The sequence below is a fragment of the Janthinobacterium sp. SUN033 genome (assembly GCF_030397595.1).
Classification (GTDB): domain Bacteria; phylum Pseudomonadota; class Gammaproteobacteria; order Burkholderiales; family Burkholderiaceae_D; genus Janthinobacterium; species Janthinobacterium kumbetense.
Window position 1 is genome coordinate 444,552 of sequence record NZ_JAPQNV010000006.1, and the last position, 20,395, is coordinate 464,946.

The following is a 20,395-nucleotide window of genomic DNA, read 5'->3' on the forward strand; positions in this document are numbered from 1 at the left end:
GAATAGGGTCAGCTATCGAATTTTTCCTGTTTTTCACCGTGCATGCTAAAGGCCAGCAAGCCCAGTCCCACCAGCAACATCGAGACCATGCTCGCTTCGGGCACGGGCGGCGGCACGTTCGTTTGCTGCACGGCCGGGGCCGTGGCGGCTGCGGACGGAGGCAGTGCGCCGTGGCGCGCACCGGTGCTGCTCCAGCGCGGGGCCGTGTTGAGCATGGTACTCTGCGCCAGCAGGCGCGCATACGGCAAGTCCGGTGTGTCCCAGCCGGGATTGTCGGCAGTGCTGGTGAAACCGAGACTGTCGTCGCTCACGACCTGGGCGTGTGTCGTGGGCGGGGTGCTGGCCGCCGCACTGCCGGCGCACGCCGACAGCGCCAGCATGGCCATGCCTAGCGGCTGAAGTAACTTCATCTTTGACTCCCTGGTTCACCGTGCGGTGCGGTCGAAAACCGGCCTGCGCCTGGACGGACAATGCGCCTGTACGGGGGCGTATCACGATTTTTCTGAAGAGGTCTTATTACAGCACAAATCGTGGCAATTTTGCTACGCTTATTTACTTTAAATTACGAATATTTATCATTTTGATAGCGTGATGGCTATCGCTGCCGCACACTTCGCATGAGCACGCTATCGCCGAAAAACACTGTTGTTTTTTTGTGCGAATCGCCAGCAGGAAAACAGTATATTGATTAGTATATTGTTTATCGCATGATGATCAATATGACCGCCTGTGGGAGGGCACGATGGAGACAGTCGCAACACAACACGCCGAATACAACCTCGACGCCATGCGTGGCTCGGCCTACAAGGCCAGCTCGCTGCTCAAGGCCATGGGCAATGCCGACCGATTGATGCTGCTGTGCCAGCTATCTCAGGGCGAGCATTGCGTCAGCGACCTCGAGCAAAAAGTGGGCATCGGCCAGCCGACCCTGTCGCAGCAGCTGGGCGTGCTGCGCGAAGAGATGCTGGTGGCCACGCGGCGCGACGGCAAGCAGATCTATTACCGCGTCGCCAGCGCGCCCGTGCTGGCCGTGCTGCAAGTGCTGTACGCGCAATTTTGCGCGCCACGCCCCACGTTCAACGACGAAGCGGACTGAGTATTTCCATGCACATCGACTGGCAGCATTTCACGCCGTGGGCCTCGCTGGCTGGCGGCATGCTGATCGGCCTGGCTGCGGCCCTGCTGATCCTGTTCAATGGCCGCATCGCCGGCATCAGCGGCATCCTCGGCGGCTTGCTGCGGCCGCGCCGTGGCGACCTGGGCTGGCGCATCGCCTTTCTTGCCGGCCTGATCGGCACGCCCCTGCTGTATCAGGTGTGGCAAGCCTTGCCGTCCGTGCAGATCGATGCGGGCACGCCCGCCCTGATCGTGGCGGGCCTGCTGGTGGGCGTGGGCGTGCGCTATGGCGCCGGCTGCACCAGCGGCCACGGCGTGTGCGGCCTGTCGCGCCTGTCTCCCCGTTCGCTGGCGGCCACCATGGCCTTCATGGCGGCCGGTTTCCTCACCGTCTATCTGTTGCGCCATCTGTGAGCAAACTTATGAGCAAGCTGATCCTTTCCCTGTTGAGCGGCCTCGTCTTTGGCCTGGGCCTGATCGTTTCCGGCATGAGCAACCCGGCCAAGGTGCTCGGTTTCCTCGACTTGGCCGGCGCCTGGGATCCGTCGCTGGCGCTGGTGATGGGCGGCGCCATCGGCGTGGCCATACCTGCCTTCTGGCTGGCGCGGCGGCGCGGCACGGCGCTGCTGGGCGAGCCCATGCAATTGCCTGTATCGCGGCGCATCGACCGGCGCTTGCTGCTGGGCAGCCTGGCCTTCGGTGCGGGCTGGGGCATCGCCGGTTTCTGTCCCGGCCCCGCCCTCGTGTCCCTGCTGGCGGGCCAGCCGAAGGCGTGGCTGTTTGCCGGCGCCATGCTGGCCGGCATGCTTGTCTTTGAAGTGCTGGAGCGCCGCAAGCTGCCGGCGCCGGCCTGAGACGGTACAATCTGGCGCATCGCCACTTGAAGATACCCGCCTGACATGAAAACCGTGATTTTCCGCGCCGGCGCGCAAGCCGCCCTGTTGTGCAGCGTGCTGGCGCTGGCTGCCTGCGGCAGCTTGCTGAAGAAAGACGCTCCGCCCGCTCCCGTGCCCGTGGCCGACACCTTGCCCAATCCGCAAGTGTTGCTGCTGGGCGAAGTCCATGACAATGCGCAAGGCCAGCGCCTGCGCGTCGAGGAATTGCGTCGCCGCCTGGCGACCGGCTGGCGTCCCGTGATTGTCATGGAACAGTTCGACCGCGAAAACCAGGCCTTGCTGACGCGCGCCGCGCGCGATTGCGCCGACCCCGACTGCATTATCCGCGTGATGGAACAGCCGCGCTGGGACTGGAGCTTGTACCGGCCCGTGCTGGACCTCGTCATCAGCTACCAGCTGAGCCTGGTCGCCGGCAACCTGTCGCCCGCCGATGCCTCGCGCATCGTGCGCGACGGCATCCAGTGGGCCATGCCGCCCGCGATGGTGGCCACGTACCTGGCCGCGCCCGTGCCGGCGGACATCCTGGACGGGCAAGAGAAGGAAGTCCAGGCAGCCCGCTGCAATATGCTGCCCGACATGATGATCAAAGGTGTCGTCAACGCCCAGGTGGCGCGCGATATCTGGATGGCCAAGCTGATCCGCGACCAGGCGCCGCGCGACGTGGTGTTGATCGCCGGCAACGACCACGTGCGCAAGGATATCGGCGTGCCCCGCTGGCTGAAGCTGGCCGACCCGCAGCTGAACGTGCGCAGCATCGGCTACCTGGAGCAGGGCGGCAGCGGCTACAAGGGTACGTTTGACCTGACGCAAACGATGCCCGCGCAACCGCGCCCGGACCCGTGCGCCAAATTCAAGAAATAAGGTTCAGGAAATAATTCCTACTGCTGCACCCGCACCAGGGCGCTGACCCGGCTTGCCGTGTCGAGCAGTTTCGGCAAGCTGTGTTCCAGCAGGTGCGCGACGGACGGTCCCGCCGTCTGGCCGCTGACGTTGATCGCCGCCACCACCTTGCCGGCCCGGTCGAACACGGGCGCGGCCAGGGCGATCAAGCCCTGTTCCAGCTCTTCCTGCACCAGGCACCAGCCCTGGCGCCGCACTTGCGCAATCTCTTCCATCAAGAGGTCGATATCGACCTTGGTCGCCGGCGTGATTTTCAGCAGCGCCATCTTCGACAGCCGTTCGCGCAGCACCTCGGGCGCCAGGCCCGACAGTAAAACCCGTCCCATCGAGGTGCAGTAGGCGGGCAGGCGGCTGCCGATGCCCAGGTTGATCGACATGGTGCGGTGCGCGGACAGGCGCACCACATACACGATATCGTCGCCGTCGAGCACGGTGGCCGAGCACGACTGGCGCAAGGTCTGCATCAATTCTTCCAGCAGCGGCTGCGCCTGCGTCCACACGGGCAGCGACGACAAATAGGCATAGCCGAGGTCGAGCACCTTCGGCGTCAGGCGGAACAGCCGCCCATCCGCTTCCACGTAGCCAAGATGCAACAAGGTGTGCAGGATGCGCCGCGCGCCCGCGCGCGTCAGCTGCGCCCGCTCCGCCACTTCGCTCAGGGTCTGTTGCGGCGCGTCCGCGCCAAAGCTGCGCAGCACGGCCAGGCCCCGCGCGAACGATTGCACATAGCTGTCGCCAGGACGGGGCGCGCCGTCGGCATCGAGGGTTTCTTCGGCGGAAAGGGGCGTGCTGCTGCGTGCGGTCATGGCGATTCCAATTGGTCAAGGTGGCAATTATAGCCATGGGGCCGGCGAAAACGGCAAATTGACAAGCGCCCCGATCAGGCATATTCTCACGAATAAGTTCTAAATACGAATATTTGTTCGTTATGCGAACAAATGTCTGATGGGTTTGATTGGGAGGAGACAGGCAATGATCGACAAACTGCGTTCCAGCGTGCTTGATGCGCTGGCCGATATCCACGATGGCGCCACCGTCATGATTGGCGGCTTCGGCGGCGCGGGCCAGCCGGCCGAGCTGATCGACGGCTTGATCGCCCAGGGCGCGCGCGACCTCGTCATCGTCAACAACAATGCGGGCAATGGCGACACGGGCCTGGCCGCCCTGCTGAAAAACGGGCAAGTGCGCAAGATCATCTGCTCGTTCCCCCGACAGGCCGATTCCCATGTGTTCGACGCGCTGTACCGCGCGGGCAAGCTGGAGCTGGAATTGGTGCCGCAGGGCAATCTGGCCGAGCGCATCCGCGCCGCCGGCGCCGGCATCGGCGGCTTTTTCACGCCCACGGGTTACGGTACGGACTTGGCCAAGGGCAAGGAAACGCGCGAGATCGACGGCCGCATGTATGTGTTCGAGTCACCGATCCACGCCGACTTCGCGCTGATCAAGGCGGAGCAGGGCGACCGCTGGGGCAACCTGACTTACCGCAAGACGGCGCGCAACTTCGGCCCCATCATGGCCATGGCCGCGAAAGTTAGCATTGCTTCCGTGCATGAAGTTGCCGAGTTGGGCAGCATCGATCCCGAGCACGTCATCACGCCGGGCCTGTTCGTGCAGCGCCTGGTGCAAGTGCCGCGCACGGCCACCGGCCCCGCCGGCTTCAAAGCTGCCTGAGGAATATCAAGTGAATAAATGGAATCGAGATCAAATGGCGGCCCGCGTGGCGGCCGACATCCATGAAGGCAATGTCGTCAACCTGGGCATCGGCTTGCCGACCCTGGTGGCGAACCACTTGCCGGCCGGCGCGGACATCATCCTGCACAGCGAAAACGGCGTGATCGGCATGGGCCCCGCGCCCGCGCCGGGCGAGGAAGACTACGACCTGATCAATGCGGGCAAGCAACCCGTCACCCTGCTGGCCGGCGGCAGTTACTTCCACCACGCCGACAGCTTCGCCATGATGCGCGGCGGCCACCTGGATATCTGCGTGCTGGGCGCGTTTCAAGTCTCCGCCACGGGCGACCTGGCCAACTGGCACACGGGCGCGCCCGACGCCATTCCCGCCGTGGGCGGGGCCATGGACCTGGCCATTGGCGCGAAAAAAACCTGGGTCATGATGGAATTGCTGACCAAGACGGGTGAAAGCAAGCTGGTGCAGGCATGTACGTATCCGCTGACGGGCATCGGCTGTGTCAGCCGCATCTACAGCGACCTGGCCGTGCTCGACCTGTCGCCCGCCGGCGCCACGGTCATCGAACTGGTGGACGGCTTGAGTTTCGAGCAGTTGCAAGCGTTGACGGCCGTGCCGCTGACGGACGGACGTTAATTCGCCATCAATACGTCACCATCAATACGCAAACTACTTTCTTGGAGGAAAGAACATGACCCACGCATATATCTGCGACGCCCAACGCACGCCCTTTGGCCGCTATGGCGGCGGACTCGCCGGCGTGCGCGCCGACGACCTGGGCGCCGTGCCCATCCGTGCCTTGATGGCACGCAATCCGCACGTGGACTGGACGGCTGTCACCGACGTGCTGTACGGCTGCGCCAACCAGGCGGGCGAGGATAACCGCAACGTGGCGCGCATGGCGGCCCTGCTGGCCGGCTTGCCCGACAGCGTGCCGGGCGCCACCCTGAACCGCCTGTGCGGCTCGGGCCTGGACGCCATCGGCAGCGCCGCCCGCTTCATCAAGAGCGGCGAGGCGGGCTTGCTGATCGCCGGCGGCGTGGAAAGCATGAGCCGCGCGCCGTTTGTCATGGGCAAGGCCGACAGCGCCTTTGCACGCGGCATGAAAATGGAAGACACGACCATCGGCTGGCGCTTCATCAATCCCTTGATGAAGGCGCAGTACGGCGTCGATTCGATGCCGGAAACGGCGGAAAACGTGGCGCAGGACTTTGGCATCAGCCGCATCGACCAGGATGCGTTTTCCCTGGCCAGCCAGGTGAAAGCCCTGGCGGCGCAGCAGGCGGGCGTGTTCGACAGTGAAATCTGCCCCGTCAGCATCGCCCAGAAGAAGGGCGCCCCTGTCATCGTTGCCCGCGACGAGCATCCGCGTGCCACCACCCTGGAAACCTTGACGAAACTCAGGCCCGTCGTGCGCGCGGATGGCACGATCACGGCCGGCAACGCGTCCGGCGTCAACGATGGCGCGGCGGCCCTGCTGCTGGCTGATGAAGCCAACGCGGCCCGCTTTGGCCTGACGCCCCGCGCCCGTGTCGTGGCCATGGCGACGGCCGGCGTGGCGCCGCGCATCATGGGCATCGGCCCCGCGCCCGCCACCCTGAAAGTGCTGGCCATGACGGGCTTGACCCTGGCCGATTTCGACGTCATCGAACTGAACGAAGCGTTTGCCGCCCAGGGCCTGGCCGTGCTGCGCCAGCTGGGCTTGCCTGACGACGACCCGCGCGTGAACCCGAACGGCGGCGCCATCGCCCTGGGCCACCCGCTGGGCGCGTCGGGCGCGCGCCTGGCGATGACGGCCGTCAACCAGCTGCACCGCACGGGCGGGCGCTATGCCTTGTGCACCATGTGCATCGGCGTGGGGCAGGGTATTGCGCTGGTGCTCGAGCGCGTCTGACCTGCAGCGCGTCCGGGCAGGCGCCATGCACTGTGCACTGACACAAGATGCGGCATCGGCATCGGCCAGGGCATCGCGCTGGTGCTGGAACGGGTCTGATTCCACGCGCCAGCAGGTGAAAAAAAGTTGCCGGCGATACGTATTAACGCGTATGCCGGGCGGCTTTTTGACCCCGATCAAGGGCGTATGATGCAAAACCAGCCCGGGCAACCCGGCTGGCGTTGGCTTTTTCACACGAACAAGAAGACTGATATGACATCCCACGATACTCCGCATGACGTTGCGCAGCTGACTTCCCAGCAGCGCATCAAGGCCATCATTGGCGCTTCCTCCGGTAACCTGGTCGAATGGTTCGACTTCTACATTTACTCGTTCTGCGCGCTGTACTTCTCGCACGCCTTCTTCCCTTCCGGTAACCCGACGACGCAGCTGCTGCAGACGGCCGGCATCTTTGCCGCCGGCTTCCTCATGCGTCCCGTGGGCGGCTGGCTGTTCGGCCGCATCGCCGACAAATACGGCCGCCGCCAGTCGATGATGATTTCCGTGCTGATGATGTGCGGCGGCTCGCTGATGATCGCCGTGCTGCCCACGTATGAAACCATCGGCGCCTTCGCGCCGTTCCTGCTGCTGGTGGCGCGCCTGTTCCAGGGCTTGTCCGTGGGCGGCGAATATGGCACCAGCGCCACCTATATGAGCGAAGTGTCGGAATCGGGCAAGCGCGGTTTCTTCGCCTCGTTCCAGTACGTGACCCTGATCGGCGGCCAGTTGCTGGCGCTGCTGGTGCTGGTGGTCTTGCAGCAATTGCTGACCCTGGAAGAATTGCGTGCCTGGGGCTGGCGCATCCCGTTCGTCTTCGGCGCCCTGGCGGCCCTCGTGTCGCTGAACCTGCGTAAATCCCTGACGGAAACGACCACCGCCAGCGAGCGCAAGGACAAGGACGCTGGCAGCCTGCGCGGCTTGCTCAAGCACAAGCGCGCCTTCATCACGGTACTTGGCTTTACGGCCGGCGGCTCGCTCGTGTTCTACACGTTTACCACCTACATGCAGAAATACCTGGTCAACACGGCCGGCATGGATACGAAGACGGCCAGCGCCGTCATGACGTGCGCCTTGCTCGTCTACATGATTTTGCAACCGGTGTTCGGCGCCTTGTCGGACCGCATCGGCCGCCGCACCTCGATGCTGTTCTTCGGCGGCCTGGCCACCCTGTGCGTGTTGCCGATCATGCATGCCTTGAAAGACATCACCAGCCCGTATGCGGCGTTTGGCCTGATCATCATCGCGCTGGCCATCATCAGCTTCTATACGTCGATCAGCGGCTTGATCAAGGCGGAAATGTTCCCCGTCGAAGTGCGCGCGCTGGGCGTGGGCCTGTCGTATGCGGTCGCCAACGCCATGTTCGGCGGTTCGGCCGAATACGTGGCGCTGCAGTTCAAGGCCTGGCACGTGGAAGAGTATTTCTATTGGTACGTGACCATCATGTGCCTGATTTCCTTCATCGTGGCCATCCGCATGCCGGATCCGAGCCGCTCGGGACTGCTGAAGTAAGCTTGCCGTAAAATAAGGGGACACTGCGGTGTCCCCTTTTTCATCACCGCCTTTTTATCGTGCCGATCAGGAGTTTCCATGTCGTATGTCATTGCCGCAGCCATCCAGCCCAGCGTTCCCGTCAGCGGCAGCGTTGATACTTTCCCCGTCCACCGCATCTATTGCGTGGGCCGCAACTATGTCGACCATGCCCAGGAAATGGGCCACACGGGCCGCGAGGCGCCGTTTTTCTTCATGAAGCCTGCCGACGCCGTGCTGCCCGTGCCTGCCGGCACGACGGGTGAGTTGCCATACCCGGCGCAGACGCAGGATTTCCAGCACGAGATGGAACTGGTGGTGGCCATCGGCAAGGGCGGCAGCGATATCGGCGTGGCCGATGCGCTGAGCCACGTGTGGGGTTATGCGATCGGCCTGGACATGACGCGCCGCGACGTGCAGGGTGCGGCGAAAAAGCAGGGTCGTCCGTGGGAAACGGGCAAGGCGTTCGAGCACTCGGCGCCCATCGGTTCCATCACGCCGGCCGCGCAGGCGGGCGACGTCAGCCATGCCGCCATCACCCTGCACGTGAATGGCGAGCTGCGGCAAAGCAGCAGCATCGACATGCTGATCTGGAATGTGGCGGAAACCATCGCCGACCTGTCGACCTACTTTACCTTGCAGCCAGGCGACCTGATCTACACGGGAACGCCGGCCGGCGTGGCGGCCGTGCAGCGCGGCGACGAGCTGGTGGGGGCCATCGATGGCCTGGAGACCTTGCGCGTGAAAGTAGTCTAAGTTGTCAAGGAGACTGGCATGATGAATGACACGTATTCTGTGGAGCAACCCACGCGCGCCGGGATCGACGCCCTGGCAGGGCCGGCCCTGCTGGAATTTGGCACGGGCTGGTGCGGCCACTGCCGCGCCACCCAGGCGCCGCTGGCCGCCGCCTTTGCGCAGCACCCCGAGGTGCCGCACCTGCGCGTGGAAGACGGCCCCGGCCGCGCCCTGGGACGCTCGTTCCGGGTGAAACTGTGGCCGACCTTGATTTTCCTCAAGGATGGCCAGGAAGTGGCGCGCCTCGTGCGCCCGCTCGACAGCGCGGAGATCGCCAAGGCGTTCGCCCTGATCGACGCGTAGGCGGTTTCCATCATTTCTTGCCGCACCGCACCACTGCGCGTATCATAAGCCGCTTACAGCAAGATCAACCGCATCCTTCGTGATGCAGGCGCGATCATCGCCGGCCCGCTCCACCCGGAGGGGCCGCAGGCAAGGATTCACCACAAATGACCGATGCCGCGATGCCGACGCGCGGGTCTGGTACGGAATGCCTGGCGATACGCCGGGCCTGATACACGTCGCCCATCCCCTGACGCCTTTCCTGCCGTGCCCCGGGTAACCGGATGGCGCACGACCGTTGTTTCTCTAAATCAGCACTGATCACGGCGCGTTAGCGCGCGTTGCCGGCAGTTCGCTACGGCAACTAAAACCGTTGTTTTTTGTTTGCAAATTTAATAGCAAATGCGCAGCAAATGCATGCACGCAAGGCTATGATATGCGAACGACACGGAGACAACGTGCTGTGCTGCTGCCTGAAAAAACATCCAGAGAATGGCCTTTAGACACCCTCCCCAAGGAGCGCAGTAAATGAGCACCCCCCCCAAGAAAAATTCCCCCGGCACGGTGCTGTTCGCCAGCCTGATCGGCACCACCATCGAGTTCTTTGACTTTTATATCTACGCCACCGCCGCCGTGCTGGTGTTCCCGAAACTGTTCTTCCCCGCCGGCGACCCGTCGGCCGCCGTGCTGCAGTCGCTGGCCACGTTCGCCATCGCCTTCTTCGCCCGTCCCATCGGTTCGGCCGTGTTCGGTCACTTCGGCGACCGCATCGGCCGCAAGGCCACCCTCGTGGCCGCCTTGCTGACCATGGGTATCTCCACCGTCATCATCGGCTTGTTGCCGACGTATGCCGCCATCGGCACCCTGGCGCCGCTGCTGCTGGCGCTGTGCCGTTTCGGCCAGGGCCTGGGTCTGGGCGGCGAGTGGGGCGGCGCGGTGCTGCTGGCCACGGAAAACGCGCCACCGGGCAAACGCGCCTGGTACGGCATGTTCCCGCAGCTGGGCGCGCCGATCGGCTTCTTCCTGTCGGGCGGCATCTTCCTGCTGCTGAGCGAAACCATGACCGATGAGCAATTCTTCAGCTACGGCTGGCGCATCCCGTTCCTCGCCAGCGCGCTGCTGGTCATCGTCGGCCTGTACGTGCGTTTGAAGATCACGGAAACGCCGGACTTCCAGAAAGTCATCGACAAGAACGAGGTCGTCAAACTGCCGGTGGCCACCGTGTTCCGCCAGCATGGCCGCATGTTGTTCCTGGGCACCATCATCGCCCTGGCCACTTTCGTGCTGTTCTACCTGATGACGGTGTTCGCGCTGAGCTGGGGTACGACCAAGCTGGGTTTCACGCGCAAGGAATTCCTCGTCGTGCAGCTGTTTGCCGTGCTGTTCTTCGCCCTGACGATTCCATTCTCGGCCGTGCTGGCCGACCGCCGCGGCCGCCGCGCCACCCTGATCTGGGTCTCCGTCGCCATTGCCATCTTCGGCCTGGTGCTCGCGCCCATGTTCGGTTCGGGCGTGACGTGGGAAGTGACGGTCTTCATGGCCGTCGGCCTGGGTCTGATGGGCATGACCTACGGACCGCTGGGCACGATGTTGTCCGAGCTGTTCCCGCCCGAAGTGCGCTACACGGGTGCGTCGCTGACGTTCAACCTGGCCGGCATCCTGGGCGCTTCGCTGGCGCCGTACATCGCTACCTGGCTGGCCACGAACTATGGCTTGCAATATGTGGGCTATTACCTGTCGCTGGCAGCCGTGCTGACCCTGGGCGCGCTGCTGATGGTAGGCAAGCCACGCGAGGGCAAGGAAGCCTGGCAGTAACACCCCTCTGACCCCACCGGTCCCGAAAGCCGCCAGCTGCAACGCTGGCGGCTTTTTTTGTCGGTAAAACACCACGGCGCCCGCCTGCCGAGATTCTTGTTGACAGTCAAAATCGGCTGGTGGTAAGGTGTGCACACGTGTGCAATGCAGTGCAAGTCTTGAAAAAGCACATCCCGGGACAGTGACACCGCAAGATAGCGGTGCGGTCTGAAGTACCACAACGACAACAAACTTGGAGTGAGACGATGAAGATGCGCAATGTTGCGATTGCTATAAGCCTGGCCCTGCCGATGACGGCCATGGCCGCCGAGGAACGCCTGTCCGTGCTGTGTTCAGCCGACATGGAGTGGTGCCAGTTGATGAAGAACCGCTTCGAGGCGGAAAGCAAGATCAAGGTATCGATGATCAGGAAAAGCGCCGGCGAGGCGTATGCGAAGATCCGCGCCGAAGCGTCGAACCCGAAATCGGACATCTGGTGGGGCGGCACGGGCGACCCGCACCTGCAAGCGGCCGCCGAAGGCTATACGGAAGAATACAAGTCGCCCACCCTGCCCAAGCTGCAGCCGTGGGCGCTCAAGCAGGCCGAGACGGCCAAATACCGCACCGTCGGCATCTACATCGGCATCCTGGGCCTGGCCTACAACGAAAACGTGCTGAAGAAGAAAAACCTGCCGCCGCCGCAATGCTGGAAAGACCTCGTCAAGCCCGCCTACAAGGGCGAGATCGAGATGGCCAACCCGAACTCCTCGGGCGCTGCCTACAACGCGCTGGCCACCGTGGTGCAGCTGTTCGGCGAAGAGGAAGCCTTCGATTTCCTGGCGAAAATGGGGCAGAACGTCAGCAAGTATCCGAACGCGGGCGTGGCGCCCGGCGAGGACGTGGGCCGCGGCGAAGCGGGCGTGGCCATCGGTTTCATGCATGACCTGATGAAGCTCACCGTGGCCGGTTTCCCCGTGAAAGTCTTGCCGCCCTGCGAAGGCACGGGTTACGAGATCGGCTCGATGAGCATCGTCAAGGGCGCGAAAAACATGGAGCAGGCAAAGAAATTCTATGAATTCGCCCTGCGTCCGGACGTGCAGAGCGAAGCCGTGAAAGCGCTGGCGTTCCAGATCCCGTCCAATGTGGCCGCCACCATTCCCGCCGCCTCGCCCCGCCTGGAAAACATCAAGACCATCAACTACGACTTCGCCAAGTATGGCGCCTCGGACACGCGCAAGCGTTTGCTGCAACGCTGGACGACACAGATTTATTCGGCTGGCAATTAAGGCGTAAAGACTGTCATCGTACCGAACCTGCCGCATGCCGCAATGGCCATGCCGGCGGGTCTACTTAGCTGGATAGAGACCTCATGAAAAAGATATTTTACGGCTGGCTGCTGGCCGCCCTGGCAGCGTTGTGCCTGTTGCCCTGGCAGCAACAGGAAGCGGGATTGTTTGCCGGCGAATGGTTGCGCGACGGCCAGTTCTTCAGTGACCGTGGCGCACCGGCCGTGCTGCACCTGCTGTCGTTCGGCGCCTGGCCGCTGGGCGTGTTCTTCGCCCTGATCGCCGCCAGCGCCGCCCTGGTAGCCGGCAATCCTCACCGCAAGACCCTGGGCCTGGGCCAGATCGCCATCGGCGGCGCCGGCATGCTGTGGCTGGCATGGCTGGGCTGGGGGCCGCTGGCCGCCAGCACGGGCCTGGGCTTCGGCGCGCTGCTGCTGGCGCTGTGCCTGCTGTTCCTCCTCACCTCGGGCGCGGCCGCCTGCGGCGTGTGCCGCGGCGACGCCTTCGTGGCCGGCGCCATCGGCCTCATCATTTGCCTGATCTCCCTGTTCGTGCTGTTCCCCGTCGCGCTGATCCTCGTCAGCGCCGGCCAGCCCATGGACGATGGCGGCACGGGCGCCGCCGCTCTGGCGCGCCGCCTGGCGGACCCCGGCATCTGGAGCCTCAATTGCGTGTCCGGCCCCGGCCGCTGCGGCGTGGCCTGGAATACCCTGGCGCTGGCGCTGCTGACGGGCGTGTCGGCCACCTTCCTCGGTCTCGTGTTCGCCCTGCTGGTGACGCGTACCAATGGCCGCTGGGTACGCCCGATGCGCGCCATTACGATACTCCCCATCGTCACGCCGCCCTTCGTGCTGGGCCTGGCCCTGATCCTGCTGTTCGGCCGCAACGGCGCCATCACGGGCCTCGTCGGCGACCTGTTCGGTATCGAGCAGAGCCGCTGGCTGTACGGCATGACGGGCGTGTGGCTGTCGCAGATGCTGGCCTTTGCGCCGATTGCCTTCATGACATTAATTGGTGTGGTGGAGGGCGTCAGCCCTTCGCTGGAAGAAGCGTCGGGCACCCTGGGCGCCAGCAGCTGGCAAACCTTCGTCAAGGTGTCGCTGCCCTTGATGCGTCCCGGCATCGCCAATGCCTTTTTGCTGTGCTTTATCGAAAGCATGGCCGACTTCGGCAACCCGATGGTGCTGGGTGGCAACTTCCACGTGCTGTCGACGGAAATCTTCTTTTCCGTGGTGGGCGCCTCGAACGACCAGGGTCGCGCCGCCACCCTGGCCATCGTGCTGCTGACCTTTGCCGTGGGCGCCTTCTTCATCCAGAACTTGTGGCTGGGCAAGAAATCGTATGTGACGGTGACGGGCAAGGCCGACCATGGCGGCCACGCCTCGCTCAACCCGCGCCTGAAAACCATGCTGTGGACCATCGCCCTGCCATGGTTCGCCTTCACGGCCCTGATCTACGGCACGGTGGTGGCGGGCGGCTTCGTGAATAACTGGGGCCAGGACAACGCCTTCACCTTGCGCCATTACATCGACGCTTTCGGTATCACGGCGGGCACTTCCGGCTGGCACTGGACGGGCCAGGCCTGGCCGTCGCTGTTCACCACCTTGACGATTTCGGCCATCGCCGCGCCCTTGACGGCCTTTGTCGGCATCCTCTCGGCCTGGCTGCTGGTGCGCCAGCAATTCGCCCTGAAAAGCGCGTTCGAGTTCGGCACCATGCTCAGCTTTGCCATTCCCGGCACCGTCATCGGCATCAGCTACATCCTTGCCTTCAACTCGGCGCCAATCGAGTTGACGGGCACGGCGACGATTTTGATCCTGTGCTTTGTCTTCCGCAACATGCCGATGGGCTTGCGCACGGGTATCGCCGCCATGCGCCAGCTCGACGGCAGCCTGGACGAGGCCTCGATCACCCTGGGTGCCAGCAGCTGGACCACCATGCGCAAGGTCATCCTGCCGCTGTTGCGCCCGGCCATTGCCTCGGCCCTCGTGTATGGCTTCGTGCGCTCGATCACGTCGATCTCGGCCGTCGTCTTCCTCGTCAGCGCCGATTACGACATGGCCACGTCCTACATCATCGGCCTGGTGTCGAACGGCAACTATGGCACGGCGATTGCCTACGCCACGGTCTTGATCGTCGTCATCCTGCTGTGCATCCAATTGATCCATTTGCTGGTCGGCAAGCGCCGCCTTCGCCGCGTCAGCGCCGAAAAAACGCTGCCGGCCGTCGTTCCCAACCTGGAAAAGAGCTACGCATGAACCACTTTACTTCCCATGAAACAGCCATCGCTGCGCTGGAATTCGATGGCGTCACCAAGCGCTACGGCAAGGCGCTGGCCGTGAACGATGTGTCGTTCACGATCGCGCCGCGCACCATGGTCACCTTGCTGGGCCCCAGCGGCTGCGGCAAGACCTCGACCCTGCGCCTGATCGCCGGCCTGGAACGCGTCAGCGCCGGACGCATCCTGCTGGCCGGCGAGGACGTCACCTTGACCTCGGCCGCCGAGCGCGACGTCAGCATGGTGTTCCAGTCCTACGCCCTGTTTCCGCACATGACGGTGCTCGACAACGTGTGCTACGGCCTCATCGTGTCCGGTGAAACCAAGCCGCGCGCCGTGGAACGGGCGCAGGAAAGCCTGCGCCTGGTGGGCCTGGCCGACTTCGCCGCGCGCTTCCCGAACGAGTTGTCGGGCGGCCAGCAGCAGCGGGTGGCCGTGGCCCGTTCGCTGGTGCTGCAGCCCAAGGTGCTGCTGCTGGACGAACCGCTGTCGAACCTCGACACGAAACTGCGCCGCCGCGTGCGCGACGAGATCCGCGATATCCAGGTCAAGCTGGGCTTGACGGCCGTGTATGTCACGCATGACCAGGAAGAGGCGCTGGCCATTTCCGACCAGATCATTGTGATGAACCGGCAAGTGATCGCGCAAAAGGGCACGCCGCACGAGCTGTTCGAATCGCCGGCCGACAAATTCGTCGCCGACTTCATCTGTAACGCGAACATCGTCGATGGCGTGATCGAAGCGGTGGCCGACGGCAAGGCCACCTGCGTCATGGGCAAGTTGCGGCTGCGTCTGCCATGCCGCAGCCAGCGCAGCGGTGAAGCGAGTTTCGCCGTGCGTCCGGAAGCGATCCTGCTGTCGCCCGCGCAGCCCGACAGCGCTATGGTGGTGCGCGTGGCGCGCGCCACCTACCTGGGGCGCGAAATGCAATACACGCTCGACACGCCGGTCGGCGAACTGTTTGCCGTCTCGCACGACTTGAGCCAGGTTTTCACGCAAGGCACATCGGTCGCCATGACCGTACACGAACATGGCGCAGCCATCATTGGAGGACAAGCATGACAGATATGACACAGGCAGCGGTACTGGCCGACGCGGCCACCCTGGAGCGCTATGCCTACGCCCGGCACATCATCCGCCAGGCGGGCGAGATTGCGCTGGGCATGTTTCACCGCCGCACGGAACTGGTGATCGAGGAAAAAGGCTTGCAGGACATGGTCAGTATCGCCGATCGCATGGTGGAAGACTATGTGCGTGCGCAAATCGCCGCGCGTTTTCCTGACGACGCCGTGGTGGGCGAGGAGCGGGGCGGCGGGGCGTCGGACGCGCGCTGCGTGTGGGTCATCGATCCCATCGACGGCACGGCCTGTTTCGTCAACGGCATGCTGGCCTGGTGCGTGTCGATCGGCGTGCTGGTCGACGGCAAGCCGGCCATCGGCGCCGTGTACGACCCGAATGCGGACGAGCTGTTCCACGCCTGCCAGGGGCAGGGCGCCTACGTGGCGGCGAAGGCCGGCGAAACGCGGCTGCGCGTCAACGACGTGGCCAGCTTGCAGGGCGGCGTGCTGGGCGTGGGCTTTTCGCACCGCGTGGGCACCGACACCTTCTTACCGTTCCTGCTCGACGTGCTGGAAGAGGGCGGCATGTTCATCCGCAACGGTTCCGGCGCCTTGATGATCGCCTACGTGGCGGCCGGGCGCCTGATCGGCTATTTCGAGCCGCACATCAATTCCTGGGATTGCCTGGCCGGCATCGTACTCGTCAACGAGGCGGGCGGGCGCTGCAATGATTTCCTGGCCGATAACGGCCTGGAAAAGGGCAACCCCATCCTCGTGGGCGGCCCCCGCCTGTATCCGCAACTGGCGGCGCTGGCCTTGCCGCGCTGTGCCTGAGCAAATTTATTGAAAGGGAGGACAGGCGTCCGGCGAGGGACGCGCGGAGTGGCAACACACTGTTGAGCATCATGAGTAATCCACCACCATAAAAACAAGCAGGAGACAAAATGAAAAACGGGATGAAAAACGAGATGAACACCATGCAGTTGAACAAGATCGCCGCCGTATTCTTGCTGGCCGTGCCAGGCTGCGTGCTGGCCGAATCGAGCGTCGTCGTGTACGGCCGCATCCATGCGGGCTTCGACCGTATCGAAACGTCAAGCTCGGCCACGGCGCCGAATGGCGAATCCATTTCTCGCGTATCGGACAATTCCTCAAAGATCGGCTTCCGGGGAAGGGAAGACTTGGGCAATGGCAACACGGCCTTCTTCCAGATCGAGGGCAATGCCAAGCTGGACGATGGAACGGGCGTCATCAATAGCAAGGATACCTTTGTCGGGCTGGAAAACCCCGCCTATGGCCGCATCGCGCTGGGCCGCTTCGCTACGCCGATTCGCCAGATCAACGGCTACACCAACCGTTTCGTGGGCGAAGGCATCCAGGATGACGCCAACATCTCCCAGCTGGGCGGCGAAGGCTTCAACCGCCGCAGTTCGAACGCCGTCAGCTACCGTACGCCCGTGCTGCAACGCTTCAGCGCCACGATTTACCGCGCCAGCGAAAACGAGGCATCGAACGGCGACCGCATCTATTCGGGCATCGTGCAATACGTGAACGGCCCCATCAAGGGCGCCGTCGGCTATGAAAAGCACAAGGACTTGCGTCCCGGCTTCAGCGAAAAGATGTTCCGCGCCGTGGGCAATTACAACTTCGGCGGCGGCGACGTGGGCGTGGCCTGGAACCGCATGGTGTATGACGTGGCCGGCGGCGACTTGCAGCGCGACTACTTCACCATCACGGGCGCCTACAAGGCGGGCGGCGGTTCCTTCATCGGCCGCTTCGGCGTGGCAGGCGACGTGTCCGGCAGCGCGCCCAACGGCAGCAGCGTGACCATCAAGGCGACCACCCTGGTGCGCGGCGACGACAGCGGTGCCAAGCAGGCCACCCTGGGCTACGAGTATTACCTGTCCAAGCGCAGCACCGTCTACGCCTATTACACGCAAACGAATAACGACAGGAACGCCAACTACACGTTTGGCGGCAATGCCTTCGCCGCCACCAAGAAGGGGGCCAAGCTCAGCGGTGTGATGCTGGGCGTCATCCACCTGTTTTAACCTTTTTTGCCCGGATTTGCACACGTGTGCATTTCCGGGCAGCATTATCCCGACTATCAAGGAGATGGAAATGATTCAAGTGGCATTGTTCGGCGCCGGGCGCATCGGCCGCATTCACGCCGGCAATCTGGTGCGCCAGCCTGGCGTGCGCCTGAAATACGTGGTCGACGTGCATGCGGGCGCGGCGGCGGAAGTGGCGGCCCTGCATGGCGCCAGCGTCGCCAGCGTGGAAGCGGTGCTGGCCGACCCTGAAGTCAAGGCCGTGCTGATCGCGTCGAGCACGGATACGCATGCGGACCTGATCGTGCGCGCAGCGGCCGCCGGCAAGGCCATCTTTTGCGAAAAGCCCGTCGACCTGACGCTGGAGCGTGCGCGCGCCGCCGCCGTTGCCGTCAAGGATGCTGGCGTGCTGTGCATGATCGGCTTCCAGCGCCGCTACGACCCCACGTTTGCCGCCGTCAGGCAGCGCATCGCGGCGGGCGAGATCGGCACGCCTGAGTTGCTCATCGTCACCAGCCGCGATCCCGGCCCGCCCCCCGTCAGCTATATCCAGGTCTCGGGCGGCATCTTCAAGGATATGCTGATCCACGATTTCGACATTTTCCGCTGGATACTCGACGATGAAGCCGTCAGCGTGCACGCCACGGGCAGCTGCCTCGTCGACCCGGCCATCGGCGCGGCGGGAGACCTGGACACGGCCGTCGTCACCATCCGCACGGCGAAAGGACGCTTGTGCCAGATCAATGCTTCGCGCCGCGCTGCTTACGGCTACGACCAGCGTTTCGAGGTGCTGGGCAGCCTGGGTATGCTGCAGGCGGGCAACCACAAGCCGACGGAAGTGACGGCCTATGGCTCAGTGCACGTCAGCGTCGACAAGCCGGAAGACTTTTTCCTGGAACGCTACCGCGCCGCCTACGCCAGCGAAATGGCGCACTTTTTCGAGGCATTTGCCCATGGCGCGCCCTTGCGCACCACCGTCCATGATGGCTTGAAGGCACTGGAACTGGCCGAGGCGGCCACCGTGTCATGGCGCGAACAGCGCATCGTGCAATTGTCATAAGGAATGCATGTCATGAAGAATACGACTGAATTTGCCCAGGGACGCGCGCTGGACGTGATCTGCCTGGGCCGCCTGGCGGTGGACCTGTACGCGCAGCAGATCGGCAGCACCCTGGAAGACGCGACCAGTTTCGCCAAGTACCTGGGCGGCTCGTCGGCGAATATCGCCTTCGGCACGGCCCGCCTGGGCTTGAAGTCCGCCATGCTGTCGAAAGTGGGCGACGACCACATGGGCCGTTTCTTGACGGACACCTTGGCGAAAGAGGGGTGCGACGTCAGCCACGTGGGCATCGACCGCGACCGTTTGACGGCGCTGGTGATGCTGGGCATCAAGGATAAAAGCACCTTTCCCCTGATTTTCTACCGTGAAAATTGCGCCGACATGGCCATCGAGCCATCCGCCGTCGACGCCGCCTTTCTCGCTTCCAGCAAGGCGCTGTTGATCACCGGCACGCATTTTTCGACGGCTGCCATGCACGCCGTCAGCATGCAGGCCCTGAAATTGGCGCGCGCCAACAACGTGCGCACCGTGCTCGACATCGATTACCGGCCCGTGCTGTGGGGACTCTCCGGCAAGGCGGACGGCGAAACGCGCTTCGTTTCCAACGACGGCGTGACGCGCCATTTGCAGGCGATCCTGCCGCAATTCGACTTGATCGTCGGCACGGAAGAGGAATTCATGATCGCCGGCGGTGGCGCCGATATCATGGCCAGCTTGCGCGCCGTGCGGGCCGTGAGCGGTGCCACGCTGGTCGTCAAGCGGGGGCCGCTGGGCTGCGCCGTCATCGACGCGGCCATTCCAGCCGGTCTCGATGCGGCTTTCAACTATCAGGGCGTGCGCGTCGAAGTGCTGAACGTGCTGGGCGCGGGCGACGCCTTTCTCTCGGGCTTTTTGAAAGGCTGGCTGCGCGGCGAGGATTACGAGGCGTGCTGCCGCTATGCAAATGGCTGCGGCGCCCTCGTCGTGTCGCGCCACGGCTGCGCGCCGGCCATGCCGTCGCCCATCGAGCTCGACTATTTCCTCGCCAATGCGGCGAAACTGACGCAACCGGACCAGGACGCCACCTTGTCGCGCCTGCACCGCACGACGGTGGCGCGCAAGGAGTGGAATGAACTGTGCGTGTTTGCTTTTGATCATCGCACGCAATTTTTCGAACTGGCCCAGCAGGGCGGTAGCGACGAGGCAAAAATTTCACGGCTCAAGCAACTGTTCGTGCAAGCCGTGGGCCAGACGGAGGCGGCGCGTGGCTTGCAGGGCGGCACGGGCGTGCTGATCGATGACCGTTATGGCGTCGATGCGCTCAACGATGCGACCGGGCGCGGCTGGTGGATCGGCCGTCCCGTCGAGATGCCGGGCTCGAATCCGCTGCAATTCGACTGGGGCCGCTCGCTGGCGTCGCGTCTGACGCAGTGGCCGAAGGAACACGTGATCAAGTGTCTGGTGCAGTTGCACCCCGACGATACCGTGGAAAACCGATTGGAACAGGAAGCGCAGATCAAGGGCTTGTATGACGCGGCGCAAATCACGGGCCATGAGTTGCTGCTGGAAATTATTCCCGCCAAGTCCTTGCCGCAGCACGACGACACGGTCTTGCGCGCCGTCAAGCGCTTGTACAACCTGGGCATTTACCCGGAATGGTGGAAGCTGGAAAGCATGTCAGCCCAGCAATGGCAAGCCATCGATGCCCTGGTGCACGAGCGCGATCCGTATTGCCGTGGCGTCGTCCTGCTGG

General features: G+C 63.8%; 20 protein-coding genes. 18 read left to right on the top strand and 2 right to left on the bottom strand.

Going from position 1 to position 20,395, the window contains the following annotated elements; all coding sequences use genetic code 11:
* Nucleotides 1-8: 8 nt before the first annotated feature.
* Nucleotides 9-410: a hypothetical protein gene (locus OX460_RS25380; protein WP_289900324.1), complete on the bottom strand. Its 402-nt coding sequence runs from the start codon at nucleotides 408-410 to the stop codon at nucleotides 9-11.
* A gap of 332 nt (nucleotides 411-742) precedes the next feature.
* On the opposite strand from OX460_RS25380, the gene OX460_RS25385 reads away from it, so the two are divergent.
* Genes OX460_RS25385 through OX460_RS25400 form a run of 4 tightly spaced genes read left to right on the top strand, consistent with a single transcriptional unit; the run spans nucleotide 743 to nucleotide 2,873 of the window.
* The gene (locus tag OX460_RS25385; RefSeq protein WP_035822023.1) at nucleotides 743-1,096 is read left to right on the top strand and encodes a metalloregulator ArsR/SmtB family transcription factor; all 354 of its coding nucleotides are present in this window, start codon (nucleotides 743-745) and stop codon (nucleotides 1,094-1,096) included.
* Nucleotides 1,097-1,104: 8 nt separating this feature from the next.
* On the top strand, nucleotides 1,105-1,530 hold the full coding sequence (locus OX460_RS25390) for a YeeE/YedE family protein (RefSeq protein ID WP_289900325.1): 426 nt from the start codon (nucleotides 1,105-1,107) through the stop codon (nucleotides 1,528-1,530).
* A gap of 8 nt (nucleotides 1,531-1,538) precedes the next feature.
* The gene (locus OX460_RS25395; RefSeq protein ID WP_289900326.1) at nucleotides 1,539-1,970 is read left to right on the top strand and encodes a YeeE/YedE family protein; all 432 of its coding nucleotides are present in this window, start codon (nucleotides 1,539-1,541) and stop codon (nucleotides 1,968-1,970) included.
* A 45-nt stretch (nucleotides 1,971-2,015) separates the two neighbouring features.
* Nucleotides 2,016-2,873, top strand: a complete 858-nt coding sequence (locus tag OX460_RS25400; protein ID WP_289900327.1) for a ChaN family lipoprotein — start codon at nucleotides 2,016-2,018, stop codon at nucleotides 2,871-2,873.
* 17 nt (nucleotides 2,874-2,890) lie between these two features.
* On the opposite strand, the gene OX460_RS25405 is transcribed toward OX460_RS25400, so the two are convergent.
* A complete protein-coding gene (locus OX460_RS25405; RefSeq protein WP_289900328.1) occupies nucleotides 2,891-3,718 on the bottom strand; it encodes an IclR family transcriptional regulator C-terminal domain-containing protein in 828 nt (275 codons plus the stop codon).
* 166 nt (nucleotides 3,719-3,884) lie between these two features.
* On the opposite strand from OX460_RS25405, the gene OX460_RS25410 reads away from it, so the two are divergent.
* The 14 genes from OX460_RS25410 to iolC all read left to right on the top strand — a co-directional run.
* A complete protein-coding gene (locus OX460_RS25410) occupies nucleotides 3,885-4,583 on the top strand; it encodes a 3-oxoacid CoA-transferase subunit A (RefSeq protein WP_077408447.1) in 699 nt (232 codons plus the stop codon).
* A gap of 10 nt (nucleotides 4,584-4,593) precedes the next feature.
* Entirely contained in the window at nucleotides 4,594-5,235 is a 642-nt protein-coding gene (locus OX460_RS25415; protein ID WP_289900329.1) for a 3-oxoacid CoA-transferase subunit B, read from the top strand.
* Nucleotides 5,236-5,290: 55 nt separating this feature from the next.
* Nucleotides 5,291-6,493, top strand: coding sequence for a 3-oxoadipyl-CoA thiolase (gene pcaF, locus OX460_RS25420; protein WP_289900330.1), 1,203 nt, complete (start codon nucleotides 5,291-5,293; stop codon nucleotides 6,491-6,493).
* A gap of 252 nt (nucleotides 6,494-6,745) precedes the next feature.
* Nucleotides 6,746-8,041, top strand: a complete 1,296-nt coding sequence (locus OX460_RS25425; RefSeq protein ID WP_099666574.1) for an MFS family transporter — start codon at nucleotides 6,746-6,748, stop codon at nucleotides 8,039-8,041.
* A 78-nt stretch (nucleotides 8,042-8,119) separates the two neighbouring features.
* The gene (locus tag OX460_RS25430; RefSeq protein ID WP_289900331.1) at nucleotides 8,120-8,815 is read left to right on the top strand and encodes a fumarylacetoacetate hydrolase family protein; all 696 of its coding nucleotides are present in this window, start codon (nucleotides 8,120-8,122) and stop codon (nucleotides 8,813-8,815) included.
* A gap of 18 nt (nucleotides 8,816-8,833) precedes the next feature.
* Nucleotides 8,834-9,157: a thioredoxin family protein gene (locus OX460_RS25435; RefSeq protein WP_289900332.1), complete on the top strand. Its 324-nt coding sequence runs from the start codon at nucleotides 8,834-8,836 to the stop codon at nucleotides 9,155-9,157.
* 507 nt (nucleotides 9,158-9,664) lie between these two features.
* Nucleotides 9,665-10,951, top strand: a complete 1,287-nt coding sequence (locus tag OX460_RS25440; protein ID WP_099376599.1) for an MFS transporter — start codon at nucleotides 9,665-9,667, stop codon at nucleotides 10,949-10,951.
* Between the two features lie 245 nt (nucleotides 10,952-11,196).
* Nucleotides 11,197-12,216 (top strand): ABC transporter substrate-binding protein, encoded by a 1,020-nt coding sequence (locus OX460_RS25445; protein ID WP_099666577.1) that lies wholly within the window; start codon nucleotides 11,197-11,199, stop codon nucleotides 12,214-12,216.
* 83 nt (nucleotides 12,217-12,299) lie between these two features.
* On the top strand, nucleotides 12,300-14,474 hold the full coding sequence (locus tag OX460_RS25450; protein ID WP_289900333.1) for an iron ABC transporter permease: 2,175 nt from the start codon (nucleotides 12,300-12,302) through the stop codon (nucleotides 14,472-14,474).
* Nucleotides 14,471-15,556: an ABC transporter ATP-binding protein gene (locus OX460_RS25455; RefSeq protein ID WP_289900334.1), complete on the top strand. Its 1,086-nt coding sequence runs from the start codon at nucleotides 14,471-14,473 to the stop codon at nucleotides 15,554-15,556. Before OX460_RS25450 ends, OX460_RS25455 begins: the two co-directional genes overlap by 4 nt.
* Nucleotides 15,553-16,386 (top strand): inositol monophosphatase, encoded by an 834-nt coding sequence (locus tag OX460_RS25460; RefSeq protein WP_099666580.1) that lies wholly within the window; start codon nucleotides 15,553-15,555, stop codon nucleotides 16,384-16,386. Before OX460_RS25455 ends, OX460_RS25460 begins: the two co-directional genes overlap by 4 nt.
* A 110-nt stretch (nucleotides 16,387-16,496) precedes the next feature.
* Nucleotides 16,497-17,603 (top strand): porin, encoded by a 1,107-nt coding sequence (locus OX460_RS25465; RefSeq protein ID WP_289900335.1) that lies wholly within the window; start codon nucleotides 16,497-16,499, stop codon nucleotides 17,601-17,603.
* Between the two features lie 70 nt (nucleotides 17,604-17,673).
* Nucleotides 17,674-18,663, top strand: coding sequence for an inositol 2-dehydrogenase (gene iolG / locus OX460_RS25470; protein ID WP_289900336.1), 990 nt, complete (start codon nucleotides 17,674-17,676; stop codon nucleotides 18,661-18,663).
* Nucleotides 18,664-18,675: 12 nt separating this feature from the next.
* Nucleotides 18,676-20,395: 5-dehydro-2-deoxygluconokinase (gene iolC / locus OX460_RS25475; RefSeq protein WP_289900337.1), on the top strand; the 1,720-nt coding region annotated here is incomplete at its 3' end.

Excerpts from the sequence above, each read along its gene's own strand:
- OX460_RS25390 (WP_289900325.1), top strand. The coding sequence starts at position 1,105 with ATGCACATCGACTGGCAGCATTTCACGCCGTGGGCCTCGCTGGCTGGC.
- OX460_RS25385 (WP_035822023.1), top strand. The coding sequence starts at position 743 with ATGGAGACAGTCGCAACACAACACGCCGAATACAACCTCGACGCCATG.
- OX460_RS25380 (WP_289900324.1), bottom strand. The coding sequence starts at position 410 with ATGAAGTTACTTCAGCCGCTAGGCATGGCCATGCTGGCGCTGTCGGCG.
- OX460_RS25460 (WP_099666580.1), top strand. The coding sequence starts at position 15,553 with ATGACAGATATGACACAGGCAGCGGTACTGGCCGACGCGGCCACCCTG.
- OX460_RS25450 (WP_289900333.1), top strand. The coding sequence starts at position 12,300 with ATGAAAAAGATATTTTACGGCTGGCTGCTGGCCGCCCTGGCAGCGTTG.
- OX460_RS25440 (WP_099376599.1), top strand. The coding sequence starts at position 9,665 with ATGAGCACCCCCCCCAAGAAAAATTCCCCCGGCACGGTGCTGTTCGCC.
- pcaF (WP_289900330.1), top strand. The coding sequence starts at position 5,291 with ATGACCCACGCATATATCTGCGACGCCCAACGCACGCCCTTTGGCCGC.
- OX460_RS25465 (WP_289900335.1), top strand. The coding sequence starts at position 16,497 with ATGAAAAACGGGATGAAAAACGAGATGAACACCATGCAGTTGAACAAG.
- OX460_RS25445 (WP_099666577.1), top strand. The coding sequence starts at position 11,197 with ATGAAGATGCGCAATGTTGCGATTGCTATAAGCCTGGCCCTGCCGATG.
- OX460_RS25430 (WP_289900331.1), top strand. The coding sequence starts at position 8,120 with ATGTCGTATGTCATTGCCGCAGCCATCCAGCCCAGCGTTCCCGTCAGC.
- OX460_RS25425 (WP_099666574.1), top strand. The coding sequence starts at position 6,746 with ATGACATCCCACGATACTCCGCATGACGTTGCGCAGCTGACTTCCCAG.
- OX460_RS25400 (WP_289900327.1), top strand. The coding sequence starts at position 2,016 with ATGAAAACCGTGATTTTCCGCGCCGGCGCGCAAGCCGCCCTGTTGTGC.
- OX460_RS25435 (WP_289900332.1), top strand. The coding sequence starts at position 8,834 with ATGATGAATGACACGTATTCTGTGGAGCAACCCACGCGCGCCGGGATC.
- OX460_RS25410 (WP_077408447.1), top strand. The coding sequence starts at position 3,885 with ATGATCGACAAACTGCGTTCCAGCGTGCTTGATGCGCTGGCCGATATC.
- OX460_RS25455 (WP_289900334.1), top strand. The coding sequence starts at position 14,471 with ATGAACCACTTTACTTCCCATGAAACAGCCATCGCTGCGCTGGAATTC.
- OX460_RS25405 (WP_289900328.1), bottom strand. The coding sequence starts at position 3,718 with ATGACCGCACGCAGCAGCACGCCCCTTTCCGCCGAAGAAACCCTCGAT.
- OX460_RS25395 (WP_289900326.1), top strand. The coding sequence starts at position 1,539 with ATGAGCAAGCTGATCCTTTCCCTGTTGAGCGGCCTCGTCTTTGGCCTG.
- iolG (WP_289900336.1), top strand. The coding sequence starts at position 17,674 with ATGATTCAAGTGGCATTGTTCGGCGCCGGGCGCATCGGCCGCATTCAC.